This is a genomic window from Bacteriovorax sp. BAL6_X (genome assembly GCF_000443995.1).
Lineage (GTDB): Bacteria > Bdellovibrionota > Bacteriovoracia > Bacteriovoracales > Bacteriovoracaceae > Halobacteriovorax_A.
The window spans coordinates 476,622-496,953 of record NZ_AUMC01000003.1; the positions used below are offsets into that span (position 1 = coordinate 476,622).

Genomic DNA, 20,332 nt, shown 5'->3' on the forward strand with positions numbered 1-20,332 from the left:
GCAAAGGATTGCTCCAACATGGATCGTTGAAAATTTGTCGCAGGAGAGGGAAGTCAATGGATATGACAAACAACACAACACAGACAACACAGAACAAAGATACTCACAACAAGGACGTTATGGTGCAATTAAATGATTTAGTTGAAATCTCAGGTGTACCAACTGATTTCATTAAGAAAGAGTTAATGCTTGATGATACTGTTTCAATGGATGAATTGAGATCAAAAATGCTTAAATTTCTCGACACAACTTTTCAAGAGAATGGTGTCGATACTTCTAAAGTAAAATAGTCAGTTAATCTTTTGGAAACATAGGACTTGTTTCTCAATAATCTCCTTAATGCCCTTCTTATTAAGCTTAGGTTTAGCAAGAGGGGCATTTTTATTTCTTCCTCGCTGAACATCTTCAATCGGTAGAAATTTCCACAACTATGCAATTTAAAGTGCTTACTAAATTTTTGTTAAGGTAGTCCGTCTCATTTCCGATACTTAGAATGAAATAGGAAAATTTTCATAGGAATGTTGTATGGATATAGCATCAGTCATAGGATTAGTATTAGCAGTAGGTGGAATCATGGGTTCCATTATGTCAGGTGGGGCAATCTCAATTTTCATTGATGTGCCGTCTGTACTCGTTGTTGGTCTAGGTCTAGTTGGAGTAACACTTTATCGTTGGCCAATGGAAGTCGTAAAAGGTCTTGTTGCAATTGCAATGAAATCAATCTTCTTCACACCAGTTGATCCGAAAGACAAAATTAACAAAATTAAAGAGCTAGCAGAACTTGCCAGGAGAGAATCAGTTTTTGCATTAGAAAAAGCAGAAATTGATGACGCATTTATGAAGAAGGCCATGACTCTAGCTGCAGATAACAGACCTCCTGAAGTCATTGCTTCAATTCTGCAAATGGATATTGATTCAATGGAGTCACGCCATAAGACTGGTGCTGATGTTTTTGATGGTGTTGCAGCCGATGGCCCAGCGATGGGAATGATCGGGACTCTGATTGGTCTGGTACAGATGCTTCAGAACCTTTCAGATCCTTCAGCGATTGGTCCTGCCATGGCCGTTGCCCTTTTAACAACGTTCTATGGTGCTATTATTGCCAACGTTTTTGCAGGGCCTGTTAAGAATAAAATTTCATATCGATCTCAAATGGAGCTTATGTCTATGAGTATCGTTGTTGCGGGAACACTTGGAATTGTAGCAGGTGAGAACCCACGTATGATTATTGAAAAACTTAATTCATTCCTTCCACCAAGTGAAAGATCTGCTTCAGACGAAGGTGAGGAATAAGAATTAGTTTAAACAAATTTATAAAGAGTATTTGAGGAATAAATACTAAGGGTAATCAAGGAGTAAGAAATGGCAGATGATAGTGCTGCAGTAGTTGATGAAGGTGGAAACGCGAAGTGTCCTGAGTGTGTTCCGGGCCTTCCCGGTTGGATGGCAACGTTCTCTGACCTTGTAACGCTTCTACTTACATTCTTCGTACTACTTCTTTCTTTTGCAAAGACTGAAACGGCCAAATATGAAGCGGCCCTTGGTTCAATTCGCAATGCCTTTGGTGGTAACGTTCTTCAACAGGGTGAAGTTATTCAAAAGGGGAAGTCTCCAGATAACTTTCCAACGATGATGGAATCTCAAACACCAATTAAACCTTTTCCTATTGAGTTTTTAACAATGGAAGGGATTCTTGATAAGCACGAAATCAACCGTGGTTCAGAAGAAGTTCTTAAAAATATGCGTCATGACTTAAAAGAATTTAACTTAAGTGAGAACGTAACAGTATATGAACAGGCCGAAGGTATTGTCGTTCGTGTTAAAGACAAGATTTACTTTAAGCGTGGCTCTGTTGAAATTGAATCGACGAAAATAGCTGTTTCATCATATCAACGTATGATTGATCTTCTTAAAAAGCGTAATTGGAAAGTCTTTGTTATGGGTTATGCCGCTCGCGGTGAAGTATCTAATGATGGAAAGAGTGATGCACTTGAGTTATCATCCGCCCGTGCCACTGCGGCCACTAAATCTCTTATTAGAAGAGGAATTAATCCAGAAAGAATTTCAACGGTATTCTATGGTGATACTCGTTTAACTGACCTTCCGGGACGATCTCAAATGGAGATTGATAACGAAAATCGTAAAGTTGAATTTATGATTAGAAAACGTGATCTTGAAGATAATGGCCACAAAGTTGAAGCACAATAAGAATTTTTGTAATCTCACTGAAAAAGATAGTTTAAAGGAGTTCCTTAAAGGGGAGCTCCATTTTTCTAATAAAGCAATTAAGACCTCATATATTTCAAAGGTTGCGCTACAATCTTATCTCGCTCCAAAAAGTGAACTATACCTACCGAGGGATCTTCTAAACCGTTTTCATGTCAATCCTATTTACACTGGGCCGGAAATTGAAGTGATTCATGAGGACGATATTTTTATCGTCTTAAATAAGCCGCAAGCTATTCACGGTCACCCAATGGATTATAGTGAAACAGATACTGTGTTAAATTTCATGCGCTCGCATTTTAATCTCCAAAGTCTCGGAAACTCTCGCTCTGATTATGAGAAGGGCCTTCTGTATCGTCTCGATCAATTAACGAGTGGTGTTCTTATCTATATCAAAGATGAGCTTATTCACGAAAATCTTAGAAACTCCTTTTCTCAAATCGCTAAGGAGAAAACCTACCTCGCTATTGTAAAAGGAAAGGTTAAAGAGAGTATGGATTTAATTGATCGCCTTGTCTCAAGTGGTATCAAAGGTGAGAAGATGATCGTCAATGAAATTGGAGTTGAAGCGACTTTACGAGTTGAGCCTATTTTCTATCATGAAAAGAAGAATCTCTCTTTAGTTAAGATCACTTTAAATGAAGGCCATCGTCATCAAATACGCGTTCAGCTTTCACATGCTGGTTTTCCAATTGTAGGTGACCCTCTTTATAACGATGACTACAACGAGAAAGAGGACAAGCGACTGTATCTCCACGCCTTTCAATACTGCTTAGATGTTAATGGTCATACGACTTGTTTTAAGGCCGAGAAGGCAGATTTATTCTGTGACCTCTTGGACCTGGATAGTCTGATGGATGTGGCGAGCTAGGTTATTCTTATTCTTTAGTGTCTTTAGCTTCACAACATACTTTCCTTCAGAAAGAGATGAGAGAATCATCTTTGGATGAACAAGTTTCACAACAACCATCATCGTTCGCTCAAGACTTTCTTCCATAGCATAACGAGAAATTGAAATATAAGAATTGGCCAAGGCCTTGTACATTTCACGACGTAGAATCTCTTTTTCTGTACCTTCAGGTACGATCTTTTCATCCACTGGTATTGTCACTTCTAGATTATTCTTATTACACTCAATCTTCCAAGAAGGGTGCATATACTTATCAAGACGCACTTTTACTGAACGACATGATGTCGCTAACATACGATCAGCACGCTTTTGGAAAGCTCCGTTCTCTCTTAGCTGAAAGATAAAGATTATAAATATTAATATTCCGAAGCCTAGTACCGGATTCCTAAGTAGTGATTTCAATACCATAGCATTATTATCGCATTAAATTTTATAAAAATCACTAAAGGAAATGAAGGCCATATCCGATAAATATAGTAGGTTATTTAAGGAGCTGTAATGACGTCATTTTCGTCTATGGAAGATCAAAATTTTTGGAATATTTTATTTAATTTAGAAGAAATTAGAAAGCCAATTAGTTTGGTTTCATTCCTAAGAAAAAATCATATTAATCGCGATGAATTTTATATGTTCTATGAGAAGTCTCACTTCTACGGACTATCGATTGACCTACGTCCTAAGGACGATGAGTTCTTACTGATGCCACTTTCATGGCGCAGGGACTATGGTGATATCTTACTTGAAAATACTTCACATCGTGAACTTATTAAAGATATTCAGACCGCTTGTAAAGATGGCCGTGTCTGTGAGTTTACATTCTTAGATCACTCCAAGAAGAAGGTTCGACCGTGGAGGGTTGTTCTTTCCCAAAATCTTTATAAAGTCATTAGTGAAGATGTTGTGACGAAGAAATTAATCACAATTGATATGAACGAAGTTGATGATATTGAATTTCAAGATTTTGATTACGCTTCAATGTATTCAAGATTTGAAATTGAAGAGTATATCAATGCGCTAAGGCATATTGATGGCAGCGACCAGCGTTTAGTTTTAAAGCTAAACTATGGATTTGAGTTAACGCCAATTAGTAATTTAATCTTTCTAGGTCATCCATACTCAACAACGAATCAATATGGGGAAATCATTTGGGCCGCATCTGTTGAAAAGTCTCTTTATTTATTTGATTGGCTATATTCAATGCGCGACCAAATTGAAATTCTTGAACCGAGTTGTATAAAAGAAGAATTTGAGGAGTTTTGCCAGAAAAGAAGAAATGCTGCATAATCCGACGTGAGATGAAAAAGAATAACTTATTTCTGATATCGTTTCTTCCTGCTCTGCTGTACTGGTATCTTGAAGAAACACAGACAGTGGAGATTGCCATTATCGGCGGTCTTTCGCTGGCGATTTTAGAAATCATTTTTGAAAAGGTATTCTTTAAGCATATTCATTCAATTTCTAAATTAAATTTTATCATTATTCTAATTCTTGGCCCAATCTCCTTGATTGGCCATGATGGAGTTTGGTTTAAGTTACAGCCATTCTTTACAGGACTTTTTTTAAGCGGATTCCTTATCTTTAATCTAAATCAGGGCAAGAGTCTTATGCTTACGATGATGGAAGATATGGAAAAGAAGGCCAATGTACCAGAAGAGATAATGACAAAGATTGAGTACCACTTGGCCTACTTTCTTTTATTCAATGGTATTTTTATGGGTTACTTGGCCATCTATGAATCGACTTCACGTTGGGCCTTTTTTAAGTCTATTGGATTCTATATTGTTTTTGCGGTCTTTTTAGTTTTAGAAATTATTTTAATTAGACGTGAAGTAAAGAAGATTATGCTTGAGCAAATGCAGGCCCAAGCCGATATGATTCAAACACACCACGGAGGCCAAATTGACTAAGGCAAGCGATATTGTTGAAATTGAAGAGTTTGATATTTCTCCAGGAAGAACAATTGCAAATCGCTATGTGGTTCTCGAAAAACTAGGTTCGGGATATGAAGGTGAGGTTTACCGCGTAAGGGAGAAACACACCAATATAGAAAGGGCCATTAAGATCTATTTCCCACAAAGAAATAAGAAATTTAAAGTGAGCACAAGATATGCTCTTAAACTTGAAAAACTCAGTCATAGTCCAATTGTGATGGACTGTATTTCACATGAGCTAGTGACATTAAAAGGTCAGAAAGTTGCATGTTTAACTTCTGAGTTTATTGAAGGAGAGATGCTTGGAGAGTTTATCCAAAAGCAAAAAGGTAAGCGCCTTGAGATTTTCTCTGCCATTCATTTGCTTTATTCAATTGTCGTAGGAGTTGAGTCTATTCACCTTGAAGGTGAGTATCACGGAGATCTTCATACTGAAAATATTATCATTCGCCGCTTTGGGTTAGAGTTTGATTTAAAGATTATCGATCTTCACCACTGGGGAGATTCTAAAAAAGATAATCGCGACGAAGATATTATTAAAATCATCAGAATTTTCTATGATATCCTAGGAGGACAGAAGCATTATAAGAAATTATCTCCTTCCATTAAGTACATCATATGTGGACTTAAGCGTGGGATCATTCTTAAACGATTTAAAAATATCAGTATGCTTCGTTACCACCTAGAAACCATGGATTGGTCAGATGCCGTTTAAGAAAATTATTTGTGACATAAATGAATTTGAAAGTGATCTCTTTGATTTTGGAGATTACCGTATTGGTTATTTTATCTCTCGTCATAAGTATAAAGAGGGTGCTGATAATAATGAAGACTCTCTCTTTATTAGTGGAGAGGAGAAGGCTTTTGTCTTTGGTGTTGCTGATGGTGCAGGTGGACACCCTCGTGGACGAGATGCATCTGTTGCTATTAGTGAGGAATTGGCCACTTATAAGGAAAGTATTAATTGTCTTGAGATTATTGAATCGGCCAATCAGAAGGTCAATGATTTAAAGGCCGGGGCAAGATCGACCCTTGCATTTGCTGAAATAAAGAATGACTTTATTCGATTCTTTCATGTTGGGGACTCTGAAATTCTTTATTGGAATGCCCACGGAAATGAAATCTATACTTCAACTCCACACTCTGGTGTTGGCCATATGGTTAAGGCCGGGGTCCTCGGTCAGGAAGAATCTCTTGCTCACCCCGAAAGAAATTATGTGAATAACCTGATGGGGGATGATCTCATTAAGATCGAATCAACATCAGCATCAGCTATTAAGAAAGGTCACACTATCTTAATTGGCAGTGATGGCCTCTTTGATAATATCCCTCACGATTCTCTAACTGAACTTATTGGCCAAGGTATTTTTGATAAATCATTTGAGGCCCTTGTTGAATTCTGTAAGAATCAAACCGAAGATCGCTGGCTCAAGTACGATGATACGTCTTTTATTGTGATTCGAAAGATTAAAGCCTAGTCTAAGTAATTAAAATTAATAATCGGGTGCCAAATCAGGTGCCATGCACGTTTGGTTTCGCAAGTGCGTAACCAAACGTGCATGGCACTTAGGCTTATATTTTACTCCTAAAACGTTCCTGCGGGATAACTTCCAAGTATCTTAATATCATTGGCATCGCGCTTTAATTCCTTAAGGCATTCTTGTACTTTTTTATCATGAAGAGCACCCATGAAATCAACATAGAAGATATACTTAAATGGTTGATGAGGAATAGGACGAGACTCTAGTTTTGTTAAGTTGATATCGTAGCTTGCAAATACTTGAAGACAGCCAAGAAGAGCACCAGGGTGGTGTTTCGTGGTAAAGGCAATTGATGTCTTTTCTTTTCCTATTCCTGTTGGAATATTCTTTTCTTTTACAAAAATGAGAAAGCGTGTGTAATTATCTGCTTCATCTTGAATTTTTTCTTGGATGATATTGAGACCGTAGTACTCAGCACACAGGCGTGATCCAACGCAGGCTTCATTATTTGATTTTGACTCTGAAATGATTTTAGCAGAGCCTGCCGTGTCGAATTCTGCAACAGGCTTAAGGTTATGCTTTTTGAAATGCCCATGGCATTGGGCCAAAGCAATCGGGTGTGAATAGACAGCGTTAATGTCGCTTGTCTCCACACCCGGATTTGCCATGAGGCAATGGTTAATTTCTAGGTAGAGTTCGCCAATGGCAAAGAAGTCATGTTTAAAAATTAAATCCATATTGATATCGACGTTTCCGACGATGCTATTTTCGATAGGGAGGATGGCACAAGCGACTTCTTCATTTTCAAGGGCGCTACATACGTCTTCACTTAGGGCGATTCCCACAGCTTCAACATCTTTACCAAAGTATTTATAAAGGGCCTCTTCCGAATAAGAGCCTTTAGTTCCTTGAAAAGCTACTTTCAATCTTCAAGCCTTTTTATTACTTTATTAAATGATTGGAGAAAGTCCTCACGAGTTTGCTTGGCATATTGATTATGCTCATTCATATCAGCGAATAACTCCCATGAATCATTTTCGACAGTCTTTAGAATTTTTAAAAGTCTACGGTAACCTTTTGTGTCGATCGGAAGTTTTTTCGCATCCATATCCATTAGCGTTCTTCCAATCATGTGAGTGAGTAGAAGAGAGTGGGAGATCTGTTTATCGTGCTCGGCCGCAGTTGTCTCTATTACCTTGATTCCATGAAAGCGCATAAAGGCACAAATCTTTTGATAGTATTTATCTTCAATGCGAACAGGGCAAACAGCTATTTTGGTCCCAAATAATGTTTCACCAGCTGAATCTGGCCCAAACATTGGGTGAGTAGCAAGAATACTCACTGTTTCAGGAAGATGCTTCTTCATAACGTTGACAGGCATCTCTTTTACGGAACAAACATCAACAATTAGTGCATCTTTAGATAGCAGTGGTGCGATCTCTTCAATAACAGATTCAAATTTATTCATTGGAACAAAAGGAATGACGATTGGATTTTTACAAACTTCTTCAAGAGGCTTGAAGTGACACCCCATGGCCTCAACTTCTGCTTTTACACTTTCGTTTATATCATAAATTTCAACTGTAAAATCTTCTTCTAGGTATTTTGAAATTAATTTTCCTAAACGTCCGAACCCAATAATTCCAACTTTCATTAACAAAGAACCTTTTTTATATTTTTGTAAGCTTGTTCAATTCGTTCTACTGAATCAGTAAATGCGAGACGGATATAATCATCTTGTCCAAAGAACTTTCCAGGAACAAGGGCAACGCCAGCTTCTTCAATTAGCTTTTGCACCATCTCAACTGAGTCATTCACAATACCTTTCTCAATAAATGGTTTGATATCAAGAAAAAGGTAGAAGGCACCTTGAGGTTGAGTTACTTTAAAGATTTGAGAGAATAACTCATAAGCACGTTCTTTACGTACCGTCATTGTCTCTAACATATCTCCAATGATTTCATCACTATGCTCGATGGCATTGATGGCACCATATTGTGTAAATGGTGGAATATTTCCACATAGATGGCCTTGGAAGCTATCTACTTTCTTAATGAACTCTTCCTTGGCAATCATGTAACCGACGCGAAAGCCTGTCATACAAAATGATTTTGAGAAACTTTGAATCGAAATTGATCGATCGGCAATTTCTTTACCAAGCATAAGAGGTGAGACGAATTCACAGTCATAAGTAAGAGCTTCATAGGCTTCATCACTAACGATAATCAAATCGTGTGCAATGGCCATTTCTCCAAGTTTTGTTAGTTCTTGCCTTGTATAAACAGCACCAGATGGATTATTTGGTGTGTTGATATAGATTGCTTTTGTTCTTTCTGTAATTGCATTTTTGATTGCATCCAAGTCTAGGTGAAAATCTTCTTGTGAATTAACAAAGACTGACTTTCCTCCAGCAAGCTTGATACTCTCTGGAATTGTGACCCAGTATGGAATAGGAACGATAACTTCATCGCCCTCATCTAGTATTGACTGAAATGAATTGAAGATAATTTGTTTTGAGCCGTTTCCAACTAAGATATTTTGAGGTTTTATTTGAGTCTTACAACGATGATTAAAGTAGCTTGCAATGGCCTGCCTTAATTCAGGCTCACCACTGACAGAAGAGTACTTAGTTTTCCCTTTCTTAAGGGCCTCATAAATTGCCTCAAGAATGCTTTTCTTTGGCAAAAAGTCAGGCTCACCAATATTAAGACCGATGATGTCCTTTCCTTGGCTTCTAAGGTTCGTGATTTGTGCCGAGATCTGGATACTACCAGACGGAGCAATTCCCTCTACTCTTTCAGATACTTTCATAACTTTATTATATCACTTTTATGATTCTTTTTTAAAATCATTCATCATACGAGTTTGTTCTCTAACAGATTCAGTGTGGATTGCATGGTAAAGCTCTTCAACAAATCTGCGATCTAGTGAAAGCTTTTCTCCCTTAGCAATACGATCATTCATTAGAGCATCCATTCTTCCAACTTGAAGTGGAGTGACGTTATTTGCACTCTTCAGAGCTCCAATTTGTTTAACGATATTCATACGCATATGCATGAATTCAAGGATATCATTATCAATTTGATCGATTTTATTTCTAAGCTTGTTTAGTTCATCTTCAAAACCATCATTATGCCCAACGGCATCTCTAACTTGAAGGTGAGTGATGATTTCGTGAAGCATCTTTGGTGTAACCTGTTGAGCAGCATCACTAAGTGCTTTTTCTGGAGTGATATGAGTTTCAACCATCACACCGTCCATATTCATATCCATGGCCTTCTGACAAACTTCTCCAATTAGATTTCTGTTACCGGCAATGTGTGAAGGGTCACAGATAATTGGAAGGTCCGGCATTAATCTTTTAAGTTCGATTGGAATGGCCCAGTATGGCTTATTTCTGTACTTTGTTTTTTCTGCACTTGAAAAACCTCTGTGAATTGCAGCAAGTTTATCTAGGCCTACATTTGAAAATCTTTCAATTGCACCCATCCAAAGCGCAAGATCTAGGTTGATTGGGTTTTTAACCATGACTGGAATATCCACACCTTTAAGGGCTTCAGCGATTTCTTGAACAGCAAAAGGTGAAACCGTCGTACGTGCTCCAATCCAAAGAATATCCACATTGTGCTTTAGAGCTAATTCAACGTGAGAAGCATTAGCAACTTCTGTTGTAATAGGAATATTAAAATCTTTTCTAACTTGTTCCATCCAAGGAAGGCCAACTAGTCCTACACCTTCAAATGTATTTGGGCGAGTTCTTGGCTTCCAGATACCTGCACGAAAGGCGTCCACTTTGCCATTTTCAACTAGCTCTTTTGCAATCTGATAAACTTGCTCTTCACTTTCTGCTGAACATGGCCCAGCGATAACAAGAGGCTTTTCATCAATTTTAATCCAAGAGTTTAGTGGCGCAATTTTCATGTGATATCCTTTTTTAGGCTTTCTTTTTTGGTCAAGTATTAAGATAAATTTATATTACTCAATACAATACTATTCAAGTCTTTAACTCATCGAAATTGACTTATATTTTCTTAATTTATTCAGGTTTTATTTGTTGTAAATGGAATTATTTGCTTAGGGAAAGTTATGGGCCAAAATATCGCTAAGTATATCAGGCCCACCATAAGAATTATGGAATATAAATTGCTGAGTTCTTTTCGTTCTCTTTAACTTCAAGACGTGAAATCCATACGCGACCGTCAGTTTTCTTCTTAATAAGTTCAGACATTTTTTCGTAAACGAATTCTGCCGTTCCTTCCATTCCTGCATTTGGAAGAACGCGAAGTTGAACGACACCTGCTTCATCAAGTTTTTTAAACTCTTCCATAAATGGATCATCTTGTGATGCAAGAAAAGTGTGGTCGAACATATCATCAAGCCAGGCCTTTACATCTTTAAGATCACCGAAGTCCATAACCCACATTTCCTTTGTCAACTCTGAGCATTCAAATTCAAAGTGAAATGAGCGAGAGTATCCGTGAACAAAGCGACAGTGAGAATCTGCTTTCCATTGGCGGTGTGTACATGGGAAACCATAGAAGTGTTTTGTTGATTTGAAAGTGGCCATAATTATCTCCGTTTAAGTACCTACACACTAGCATAGATCGGCTAATCATGGCCACATGATCTAGTCCCAGAAGGGACTATAACTTGATAGTTTTGATATCTTCATTAAGTTCTTTAGTAGCTTTTTTGGTAAAGATGAGGGTAGGGGAATACTTTAAAGCTACACCCAGAACTAGAAGAGTTTGGATAATGAAGATATTGCGATTAATATCCTGTCCTCCTTCTGCTGCCACGAGATTTCCAGCAGAGGGAAACCATCTTAAGGCAATAAAGTAAATCGCAACTGGTAAGAGCATATTCACTAGACCATTGTAGACTCTCTCTTTTGAGTTCTTAGGGGGATTTAAGAACTCATTTAATAGAGCGAATCCTAAAGATAGTAGAGATAGTGCTGTAAATACCACGCTCATTACAGGGTTTTGGAAAACTTGAATGGATAAGAGTGCCAAGACTCCAAAGAACATATAGCTCAGTAAGCGATACTTCTTGCCCTTGTCATCCTTTTCCGAAAAGAAATCCACTAAAAAAACTAAATTGAATACTGTGAATACGATTGTTATTGTCATGCCCTGCATATCGGGGCTTTTGCCAATGTCTAAACTTAAGAAAATGCTAAAAAAGGCTAAATCCTCTTTAACAAATTGGTCTAAATAAGCTACGCTCTGTCCATGACGAATATCATAAGTACACAGGGTTTTATTATTCAAGATCAAGTTATTGATCAGGCCAATCATATGGAGCTTATCTTTTGGATTAAAACACCAGAAGATGTTGTTAAGGTTATTATTTCAAACGAGCGCCCTCTCTTTTTTATTGAAAGTGATGCCAACTTAAATATTAGCTTTCAAGGAGAGAGAAAGAAGTTAAACCTAAAGGCCTTCAATGGTAGAACCTTAGATGGTATTTATTTTAATCGTCATAAAGATCTCATGGATACAAGAGAGCATTTTCATAAAAATGGAATCCGTACCTATGAAAGTGATGTTAGACCAAATGAACGGTTTTTGATGGAGAGATTCATTAATGGTGAAGTTCTAATTCAAGGACAAGCTCAAGTGATGGGGAATGTACGTGTTTTTCATAACCCACAAATGAAGGCCCTGGGAATTCACGAGTCTGCACAAAAGTCTACGCCTAATTTTAATATTATGTCCTTAGATATTGAAACGAGTATGGGAAATGACCTTTACTCAATTGCAATTCATCAAATAGGTGATCGCGATATTAAAAAAGTTTATATGGTTGATGAAAGTGGCCAGTACTCAAATGATGAGTTAACAACTTTCTATCGCAGTGAAAAAGAGTTAATGATTTCATTCATTAACGATTTTCCTAATTATGATCCAGACTTTATTGTGGGCTGGCACGTTATTGGTTTTGATCTAAAGTTCTTAGAACGCAAGTGCCAACAATTTGGTATTAAATTTAATCTTGGGCGCGATGGCTCTCAAGTTCGTTTGAGAGAAAGAAAGGGCGCAGGTTGGTTTTCAACGATTATTGGTCGCCAAGTCATCGATGGTCCTCCAACTTTAAGAGCAGCTTTTTATCAATTTGAAAACTTTAAGCTTGATACTGTTGCTACTGCCGTTCTTGGTGCTAATAAAGATATAACTGAGACAGGAATGGATAAAGTTGAAGAGATCACAAGACGCTTCTTAGAAGAGAAGCACTCTCTTGCAAAATATAATATTCTCGACTGTACTCTCGTTCTTGATATTTATAAGAAATTAGAAATTATAGATCATCTTTATCGCCGTGTACAACTTAGTGGAATGCTTATTGATCGTCTCTCTGGTTCAACTCGTGCATTTGATCATATCTATCTACCTCGACTTCACCGCAAGGGATTTATTGCAGGAAATACCTTAGATATTGATAAGGAAAGTGCATCTCTTGGTGGACTGGTTATTGAAGGAACCAAGGGATTACATGAAAACGTTGTGGTTCTAGATTTTAAGTCACTGTATCCAACGATCATTAAAACTTTTAAAATAGACCCTCTTTCTCGTTTAAAAGGTGATGTAAATTCAACAATTCTTAAAAATGGTGTTGCCTTCTCTAAATCGGAGCATATTCTTCCTGAGCAAATTGACTTTCTTTTAAAACAGAGAGAAATTGCAAAGACGAGACAAGATAAGAACTTATCACAAGCAGTAAAGATTTTAATGAATTCATTTTACGGTGTGATGGGATCTGGTGGTTGTCGCTTCTATCATGCGGATCTTGCAACCTCGATAACTTCAACAGGGCAATGGCTTTTAAATGAGTCTATGAACTATGCCCGCTCACTTGGTTATGAAGTTGTTTACGGTGATACTGACTCTGTTTTTATCAAACTAAAATTCTTAGAAACTTCTCAAAAGGATAAAGCTGGTACAGAACTAGCACGTAAAATAACAACTCATTTAACAGAATTGATTGAAAGAGATTATAATCTTGAGTCACATCTTGAAATGGAATATGAAAAGTGTTTTAAAAAGCTTTTTATTCCCGAATCACGAAGTTCTGAAGTAGGGGCGAAGAAGCGCTATGCCGGTATTTTTGATAACGGTGAATTGTATTTTTCTGGAATGGAATTTGTTCGCTCCGATTGGACGAAGGCCGCAAAGAGTTTTCAATATGAGATTTATAAAAGATTCTTTAATGCGGAATCTTTAAATGAATATATTAAGAATTATGTAAATGATCTTAAATGTGGCCTATTTGATAAAGAACTGATTTATTCAAAGAGGTTATCAAAAGATATTAGTGAATATACAAAGACAAACCCTCCTCATGTAAAGGCCGCAAGGTTATTACAAGAAAAGGAGCCTGATAAGAATATCAGAAAAATCGACTACTTAATAACGATGCATGGCCCAGTTCCTCTGGACTTTGCTCCGAAAGATATCGATTATCAACACTATATTGATAAACAACTGTCTCCAGTGGCAACAGATGTGCTAAAATTTATGGGTATCTCCTTTGACGATATTGTCATGGGTTCACAAATGAGTTTATTTGAATGAGTGATCAAGAATATACTGTACCAAAAAGAAGCTATAAGAAGAACTGGGCCTTCATGGGCTCTGCTTTTTTTATTATGGCCATTTTCTACTTATTTTTTAAACGTGACTTCTACTTATATGTCTGTGAACAAGAGAATAATGCCCCGGCCTGTTTCTTATTATCTGATATTTATCAGGATGACGGGGAGCATGCAAAGGCGCAAAAATATCTTGAGCTATCTTGTCAGAATAAATACGAAATTGCTTGTACTAAGCTGGGGAAGGTAATTCCGGCCACTGTTGTGAAATAGTCTCCCTTTTATTTCCTTACCATCGCTTGAACTTTTTTTGCTTCTTATATATTCTATTGAGCAGTTCAAAGGGGTTCTGTTTTGATTCGAACATTAATTGATATTTATATTTTTATTCTCATTATTGATGTGATTATTTCTTATATTCCTCAATATAAGTCACATCCAATTTGTGTAAGAATTAAGCAGCTCTCAGACTACACGTGTGGACCCGTTCGTCGTATGTTACCTGAAATGGATATACCTTTTGATATTTCTCCCATGATCGTCATTTTATTTTTAAAGATTTTTGTCGCAGTTTTTTAGTTTCTTTGTAATTTCAAATTCTTGCCAATACGTATCAAAAGTTATTAAACTATAATCATATGTATTGCCTATGGAGGGGTTAGTGCACAACGAGTTTGATTTTCTTACACAAGAGACTTTTAATCTAAATACACAAGATACTTTTTTGGCCGATGAGGATTTTCGAAATGAATTTCTTTTTGGCTCAGATAGTTTAGAGTCTAAATCAGAGTCGAGAGCTGAATATCCACAAACTCCTGGCTTTGTTTACAATATCGTTAAGAGTAGCTCAACATTCTCAATTCGCGGTGTAATTTCGGACAATATAGGTGAAACATTCGAGTTGGCCAACTCAGGTGATCTGACAACGCTAAAGTCATTAAGAATCGATGAGAGTGAAGTGGCCGCAACTCTTTACTATGAAATATCAAACTTAGATCTTGCCCAAGTTATTTACGATCAAATTTTTAATAAGCGCTTCCCTTTAGAGGAAGACTTAATTTGCAATATCTCTGACCCTGGCTTTAGCTGGTGGTATCAAAGAAGTGATGATGCTATTCGAATTAACTTCAAAAGCCATAAGCTTGAGGGCAGTGGAGAAAGACTGAAATTAGGACCTATTGGTGATGTTTGTATTGCAAGTATCCTATTTACACGTCTGGAAAATGCCATTGAAGAGAAGATGAGTCTCTTAGAATTTAGCATCTCCGAAAAGCATTTTATTATTAAACCAAAAGATCGCTTTCACCGAGTTTTTGAAGAATTGTCTCGTATTTTTGAAGAAGGAGAGCTTGATAACAATGCTCAAATTCTTAGAGGACTAGACGACACTTTAAAATTATATCTAATTGAGTTGGCAACAATCAGAAAGTTTTGGCTTCATATCGAAGCTTTAAATACAAATTTTGATTATTCAACAACTCAGAATCTTCTGTCGTAGTCGTTAATAAAACGGCCGAAACGCCTTTGTGCGACTCGTCACGACAAGTTTTCCGTGAGAAAACTACTTGTGCGAAATTTTGAAACGCATTAAAATATTGATATTGGGAAAAAAAGTATTCATGAGGAATGCTTCGCAAAAAACAGGATGTAAGTTTGCAGTTTTCACTAGGAAGAAATCGTGGACCTTCTGCGTCAGGGTCTGCATCGAAGACTAATAGTAGTTCAGAGCAAAATTCAAGAAGTGCAGCAATGCAAAAGGCGATTGAGAGAAATCGTGCAAAGATGGCCTCTAGAGGCACTTCTAGATCGATGGGAACTCCACCTCCAACTCCTGGTGCATCAGCGACAGCTCGTCCAAGACCAAGACCGATGTCTGCTCCATCACGTGATGAGGGAGAGTCTAGTGAATCGGGCTCTTCTGTTTTAGCAAAACTTCGTGCTCAACGCGCTCAACGAGAGGCCAGTGGTAATCCAAAGCCGGCCGCTACACCATCTCCCTCTGCTTCGGTAAGTGGGACGCCAACAAGAAAACCAATTACTCAAGCTGATAATATTGAGATGTCTTCTCCGCTAAGAAAGAAGGCGACTGCGCCGGCAGCTGTTAACTATGCTGATCAAACTCCGGCCAAAGCAATCACCAAGGCCAAAGCGGCCGTTAGTGCAAAGAGAAAAGTTAAATCTAAATCAAAGAAGAAAGGTGAGCTTACACATTGGGGTGTGAAGCTTTGCTGGGGGTTTTGCTTATTCCTACTTGGACGTTTAGTATTTTCTCAAGGTGGAGTTATTGAGTACTTTGATAAGAAGTCTACACTTGATCAAGCCTATCATGAAGTAACTTTACTTAAAGCAGAGAATGATGGCCTAATGAAAGAACTGGATCTAATTAGAAATAATCACCGCTACAAGAAAAAGCTTGTGCGTGATCACCTTGGTTATATCGCACGTGATGAATATCTTATTTTATTCCCAGAGACTTCTGAAACTTCTGGGGCAGGGCTTTCTTCCATTTAAGTTGGGAGCCCTTGGAAATTCCATACTTCTTTGCCATTCTGGCATGTAGTTCTAGTACAAATTGGGCCTGATAAACCTTTGTCGTGGGTATGAGTTGAGGTTTATTACGACTCGGATAATTGGGTAGTGTTTCAATTGCTACTACTTTAAAATTCTTATCTAAAAAAATAATATCGAGATCAAAATGAGTATCAGGCATCCAAAACTTTAGGGGCATCTCTTTTGGATAAACAAAGACAAGGCCTTCATTCTTTTTCATTTTGCTGGGCTTGAGTCCACTTAATCCCTGTTGCTTCTCTTCTTCTGAGACGGCCCAAGAGACTTTTATCTCACTATTCTTTGGTGTGATTAGGATTTTCTCAGGCCACTTCTTATTTATGAATTGAGCATGGGAACTTGTGCCTAGCGTTAATGTAAGAAAGACAAAAAATGTACTGAGAATATGTGAAGAATTTGTTATAAATTTCATACCAAAAAACTATATATCAAGAGGATTAGCATGTCACAGATTAAGGGTTTGATGAGAACTCACAATTTAGGAGAATTAAGGGCCGAGCACATCGGAAATGAAGTAACACTATGCGGTTGGGTAAATAAAAACCGTGACCTTGGTGGTCTAACTTTTATCGATTTACGAGATAAGTTTGGTGTAACTCAACTTAACTTCACAAACTTCAAGGGCGATGCTGATCTTCTTAAAAAATGCCACCTTGAATCAGTTATTAAAGTTGTTGGGACAGTTGCAGGCCGTCCTGAAGATGCACTAAATAAGAATATGCCAACAGGTGAAGTTGAGGTTCATGTAACAGACCTTCAAGTTCTATCTGAATGTGATATTAACAATATTCCATTTCTTCCGTACGGTGCTACGGAAGCAACAGAAGATAATAAACTTAAGTATCGCTACCTAGATCTTAGAACAAAGAAGCTTCAAGATATTTTAAAGCTTCGTTCTAAAATCACGCTAGACGTAAGAAATACAATGAGTGCAAATGACTTCATCGAAGTTGAGACGCCAATTCTTTATAAGTCGACACCTGAAGGTGCTCGTGACTATGTTGTTCCATCTCGTGTTCACCCAGGGCATGTTTATGCACTTCCACAGTCACCACAAACGCTAAAGCAGCTTCTTATGATTGGTGGAACAGATAAGTACTTCCAAATCTGTAAGTGTTTTCGTGACGAGGACTTAAGAGCTGATCGTCAGCCTGAATTTACTCAAATCGATATTGAAGTTTCGTTCGCTACTGAAGAGTATATGAAAAACCTTGCTACAGATCTTATGAGAAATATTTTTGAGCTTGGTGCTGACTTTGAAATTCCTGTGATGAATTATAACGATGCCATGAGAGACTACGGTTCGGATAAACCAGATGTACGTTTTGGTTTAAAGCACCATGTTGTTTCAGACATTTTTAAAGATACTGACTTCGGAGTTTTCAAATCAGCTATCGAAAATGGTGGCATGGTTAAGACGATGTTCGTACCTGCTACGATGGGAACTTTCTCTCGCAAGATCCTTGATGGATTTGTTGATGTGGTTAAGCCATTTGGTGGAAAAGGTGTGGCCTTCTTTAAAGTTGAAGAGGGGAAAGCATCTGGTGGTATTTCAAAATTCATCACTAATGAAGTTCTGACTTCACTTTCTAATCTTTCTGACCTAGATGGAGATGCTGCAAACGGAACATGGCTATTCTTTGCTGACCAAGAGGGAATTGTACACGATAGTGCAGATGCTCTTCGTCGTCACCTAGGACGCGAACTTGGTCTTATTAAAGATGGTTATGCATTCCTATGGGTAAATGACTTCCCATGTTTTGAAACAGATGAAGAAAGGTTTTATGCAAAACACCACCCATTCACTTCTCCTAAGATTAGTGAAATGGATAAATTCATGAATGAAGAAGTTAATGTGAATAATAAAACTCTTCGTGACCTACCTGCTCAAGCTTACGACCTTGTTTGTAACGGATACGAGCTTGGTGGTGGATCGATCAGAATTCACAACGGTGCAGTTCAAGAGAGAATGTTTGAAGTTCTTGGAATGAGTGAAGAAGAAGTTTCTAGTCAATTTGGATTCTTCGTAAATGCACTTAAGTACGGAACTCCTCCACACGGAGGGATTGCTCTAGGTCTAGACCGTATCACTATGGTTAAGGCCGGAACTGATAATATCCGTGACGTTATCGCCTTCCCAAAAACAACGACAGCAAGTGATATGATGTCGAATGCACCATCAGTACCTGCAAAAGAGCAGACTGATGAATTACACTTTGGTTTCTTAAAATAAATTTTAAAAATATAATAGGTCCTCCGACATGGAGGACCTCCTTACCAATTTAATCGTCCTGATTAAATATTGCCGAATAGAGCGTGAGAAAATAGTGAAGAAGTGATTCTTAAGACAAAGAGTATGGAGAAGCCAAAGGCCAGTATTAAAGAGCTTTACGGCGATATGTAAGTTCTTTGTTGCACGAAATCATAGGGGCAGATACAATAGAATATTATGGCCCTAAGTTTAGAAAAAACTTTTATTAAAACGACAAAGAATAAGATTAAAAATCGTATTGATAATTCTGATGAGTCTTTGCTTGAGATTATCCTTGATCATAAAGAGGAGCGTTCTCGTCGTACTCAAAAGGGTGAGAATAAAGCTTGTGTGAAAAGACCATGGGATTCAGGTGATAGTTCTCAGCGTGATCTCTTTAATGGAAGTAGCGAAGGATATAATAAGTCTAAGGTTGCAAATAAAACGGTCATGAAGCCGTATCAAAAAGAGAGTGAGGGCAGTCGTTCGAATAAGTCTGCAAGCTGTGACGAAAAGCTAAAGTCACGAGTGCTTAGTCGTGCTAGCGAGATCTTCGCCAACCTTGATCTTTAGTTTTAGGGGCGCGGGTACCAATCGAGAATTCAAATACATAGAAGATATAATCGTATCTTATTCGCAGTTTTTCATGAAAATTTTATGAATTAGCTTCAAAGAATCGCTTTTTGTAGAGATTTTTTTAAAAATCAGTGAATTTTAACAAAAATAGTTAACTAAGTACTGGAATTCTCGATTGGTACCCGCGCCCCTAACCGCTAACCGAATAGGCTGATTTGTTCGATCTCGTCGAGAGGTTTTGCTTCAGCCTGAATTTCTGCAAGTGCATAAGCGAACTCTTCAGTACTGATTACATGAGTTTGTGAGATGAAATCTTGCACACCCTTCTGATCATGCCTTAAGAAATTGATCACTAGAGGTAGGAAGAAAAGAAGATTAGCGAAAACATAACCAATTGATCGACCAAAGCAATCAAGAGCACTTAATGGCTCAGTTACATCGTTTGACTTCACAACTTTTAGCTTAAAAAATGCTTTCCCTAGAGTCTGTCCATTTCCTAAGTAGTAAGAAAAGAAGAAGTAGCTAAAGAACATGATTGCAAGTGATAGCTGTGTCGTTTGGCTTTGAAAGGCCATCGATGAAACTTTTGGTGAAGTTGAAATATTTGAAATGAAATTATTTACAAATGATAGCCAAATAAAAGTGAGCGCCTTATTTGCGAAAACAACAAGATAGATATCTAAGATGAAAGCATAGAATCTCTTTCTAAGACGGTCTTGTCGAACCTTCTTAGCTGCTTTGCTCTTTTTATAGTAGTCGAAAATTTCAGATAGCTTATTATTCGTGCTCATACAGTAT

24 protein-coding genes are annotated in these 20,332 nt (G+C 37.6%); 15 read left to right on the forward strand and 9 right to left on the reverse strand.

What is annotated here, in order from left to right; genetic code table 11:
• Positions 1–56: 56 nt before the first annotated feature.
• The 4 genes from M902_RS02375 to M902_RS15670 all read left to right on the forward strand — a co-directional run bounded on the left by M902_RS02375 (position 57) and on the right by M902_RS15670 (position 3,097).
• Positions 57–290, forward strand: coding sequence for a hypothetical protein (locus M902_RS02375; protein ID WP_021266251.1), 234 nt, complete (start codon positions 57–59; stop codon positions 288–290).
• 235 nt (positions 291–525) lie between these two features.
• Positions 526–1,293: a motility protein A gene (locus M902_RS02380; RefSeq protein WP_021266056.1), complete on the forward strand. Its 768-nt coding sequence runs from the start codon at positions 526–528 to the stop codon at positions 1,291–1,293.
• A 69-nt stretch (positions 1,294–1,362) separates the two neighbouring features.
• Positions 1,363–2,208, forward strand: coding sequence for a flagellar motor protein MotB (locus M902_RS02385; RefSeq protein ID WP_021265738.1), 846 nt, complete (start codon positions 1,363–1,365; stop codon positions 2,206–2,208).
• Positions 2,183–3,097 (forward strand): pseudouridine synthase, encoded by a 915-nt coding sequence (locus M902_RS15670; RefSeq protein WP_084710423.1) that lies wholly within the window; start codon positions 2,183–2,185, stop codon positions 3,095–3,097. Before M902_RS02385 ends, M902_RS15670 begins: the two co-directional genes overlap by 26 nt.
• Here the strand turns inward: M902_RS15670 and M902_RS02395 are convergent.
• The gene (locus M902_RS02395; RefSeq protein ID WP_156979694.1) at positions 3,047–3,544 is read right to left on the reverse strand and encodes a hypothetical protein; all 498 of its coding nucleotides are present in this window, start codon (positions 3,542–3,544) and stop codon (positions 3,047–3,049) included. The genes M902_RS15670 and M902_RS02395 overlap by 51 nt on opposite strands.
• Before the next feature lie 90 nt (positions 3,545–3,634).
• Between M902_RS02395 and M902_RS02400 the strand changes: the two genes are divergently transcribed.
• The 4 genes from M902_RS02400 to M902_RS02415 are packed head-to-tail and all read left to right on the forward strand — an operon-like array spanning position 3,635 to position 6,545.
• A complete protein-coding gene (locus M902_RS02400; protein ID WP_021266384.1) occupies positions 3,635–4,420 on the forward strand; it encodes a WYL domain-containing protein in 786 nt (261 codons plus the stop codon).
• Between the two features lie 11 nt (positions 4,421–4,431).
• Complete coding sequence (locus tag M902_RS02405; RefSeq protein WP_040313765.1) at positions 4,432–5,043, forward strand: septation protein IspZ; 612 nt, start codon at positions 4,432–4,434, stop codon at positions 5,041–5,043.
• The gene (locus tag M902_RS02410; RefSeq protein ID WP_021266293.1) at positions 5,036–5,782 is read left to right on the forward strand and encodes a protein kinase; all 747 of its coding nucleotides are present in this window, start codon (positions 5,036–5,038) and stop codon (positions 5,780–5,782) included. Before M902_RS02405 ends, M902_RS02410 begins: the two co-directional genes overlap by 8 nt.
• Positions 5,772–6,545 (forward strand): PP2C family serine/threonine-protein phosphatase, encoded by a 774-nt coding sequence (locus M902_RS02415; RefSeq protein ID WP_021266069.1) that lies wholly within the window; start codon positions 5,772–5,774, stop codon positions 6,543–6,545. The genes M902_RS02410 and M902_RS02415 overlap by 11 nt, the downstream gene beginning before the upstream one ends.
• A 107-nt stretch (positions 6,546–6,652) precedes the next feature.
• On the opposite strand, the gene pheA is transcribed toward M902_RS02415, so the two are convergent.
• The 6 genes from pheA to M902_RS02445 all read right to left on the reverse strand — a co-directional run bounded on the left by pheA (position 6,653) and on the right by M902_RS02445 (position 11,680).
• Positions 6,653–7,474, reverse strand: a complete 822-nt coding sequence (gene pheA / locus M902_RS02420) for a prephenate dehydratase (RefSeq protein WP_021265960.1) — start codon at positions 7,472–7,474, stop codon at positions 6,653–6,655.
• Positions 7,471–8,202, reverse strand: coding sequence for a prephenate dehydrogenase/arogenate dehydrogenase family protein (locus M902_RS02425; RefSeq protein ID WP_021265822.1), 732 nt, complete (start codon positions 8,200–8,202; stop codon positions 7,471–7,473). The genes pheA and M902_RS02425 overlap by 4 nt, the downstream gene beginning before the upstream one ends.
• A complete protein-coding gene (locus M902_RS02430; RefSeq protein ID WP_021265942.1) occupies positions 8,202–9,359 on the reverse strand; it encodes a pyridoxal phosphate-dependent aminotransferase in 1,158 nt (385 codons plus the stop codon). The genes M902_RS02425 and M902_RS02430 overlap by 1 nt, the downstream gene beginning before the upstream one ends.
• An 18-nt stretch (positions 9,360–9,377) precedes the next feature.
• Positions 9,378–10,469, reverse strand: coding sequence for a chorismate mutase (locus tag M902_RS02435; protein WP_021266441.1), 1,092 nt, complete (start codon positions 10,467–10,469; stop codon positions 9,378–9,380).
• Between the two features lie 208 nt (positions 10,470–10,677).
• Positions 10,678–11,115 (reverse strand): 6-carboxytetrahydropterin synthase, encoded by a 438-nt coding sequence (locus tag M902_RS02440; RefSeq protein WP_021265715.1) that lies wholly within the window; start codon positions 11,113–11,115, stop codon positions 10,678–10,680.
• Between the two features lie 76 nt (positions 11,116–11,191).
• Complete coding sequence (locus M902_RS02445; RefSeq protein ID WP_156979695.1) at positions 11,192–11,680, reverse strand: hypothetical protein; 489 nt, start codon at positions 11,678–11,680, stop codon at positions 11,192–11,194.
• A 102-nt stretch (positions 11,681–11,782) separates the two neighbouring features.
• On the opposite strand from M902_RS02445, the gene M902_RS02450 reads away from it, so the two are divergent.
• The 5 genes from M902_RS02450 to M902_RS02470 all read left to right on the forward strand — a co-directional run bounded on the left by M902_RS02450 (position 11,783) and on the right by M902_RS02470 (position 16,650).
• Positions 11,783–14,122: a DNA polymerase II gene (locus M902_RS02450; RefSeq protein WP_021266284.1), complete on the forward strand. Its 2,340-nt coding sequence runs from the start codon at positions 11,783–11,785 to the stop codon at positions 14,120–14,122.
• Positions 14,119–14,412, forward strand: coding sequence for a hypothetical protein (locus M902_RS02455; protein WP_021265708.1), 294 nt, complete (start codon positions 14,119–14,121; stop codon positions 14,410–14,412). The genes M902_RS02450 and M902_RS02455 overlap by 4 nt, the downstream gene beginning before the upstream one ends.
• An 81-nt stretch (positions 14,413–14,493) precedes the next feature.
• Complete coding sequence (locus M902_RS02460; RefSeq protein WP_021266446.1) at positions 14,494–14,718, forward strand: YggT family protein; 225 nt, start codon at positions 14,494–14,496, stop codon at positions 14,716–14,718.
• An 82-nt stretch (positions 14,719–14,800) separates the two neighbouring features.
• Positions 14,801–15,637, forward strand: coding sequence for a hypothetical protein (locus M902_RS02465; protein WP_021265970.1), 837 nt, complete (start codon positions 14,801–14,803; stop codon positions 15,635–15,637).
• A gap of 155 nt (positions 15,638–15,792) precedes the next feature.
• Positions 15,793–16,650 carry a septum formation initiator family protein gene (locus M902_RS02470; protein ID WP_040313772.1) on the forward strand — a complete coding sequence of 286 codons (858 nt, stop codon included), beginning with the start codon at positions 15,793–15,795 and terminating at the stop codon, positions 16,648–16,650.
• On the opposite strand, the gene M902_RS02475 is transcribed toward M902_RS02470, so the two are convergent.
• The gene (locus M902_RS02475; RefSeq protein ID WP_040313774.1) at positions 16,595–17,119 is read right to left on the reverse strand and encodes a DUF192 domain-containing protein; all 525 of its coding nucleotides are present in this window, start codon (positions 17,117–17,119) and stop codon (positions 16,595–16,597) included. The genes M902_RS02470 and M902_RS02475 overlap by 56 nt on opposite strands.
• Before the next feature lie 30 nt (positions 17,120–17,149).
• On the opposite strand from M902_RS02475, the gene aspS reads away from it, so the two are divergent.
• Both aspS and M902_RS02485 read left to right on the forward strand, forming a co-directional pair.
• On the forward strand, positions 17,150–18,940 hold the full coding sequence (gene aspS / locus M902_RS02480) for an aspartate--tRNA ligase (RefSeq protein WP_021266235.1): 1,791 nt from the start codon (positions 17,150–17,152) through the stop codon (positions 18,938–18,940).
• A 216-nt stretch (positions 18,941–19,156) separates the two neighbouring features.
• A complete protein-coding gene (locus M902_RS02485; protein WP_021266333.1) occupies positions 19,157–19,531 on the forward strand; it encodes a hypothetical protein in 375 nt (124 codons plus the stop codon).
• A 200-nt stretch (positions 19,532–19,731) separates the two neighbouring features.
• On the opposite strand, the gene M902_RS02490 is transcribed toward M902_RS02485, so the two are convergent.
• Positions 19,732–20,325, reverse strand: coding sequence for an RDD family protein (locus tag M902_RS02490; protein ID WP_021265860.1), 594 nt, complete (start codon positions 20,323–20,325; stop codon positions 19,732–19,734).
• Between the last annotated feature and the right edge of the window lie 7 nt (positions 20,326–20,332).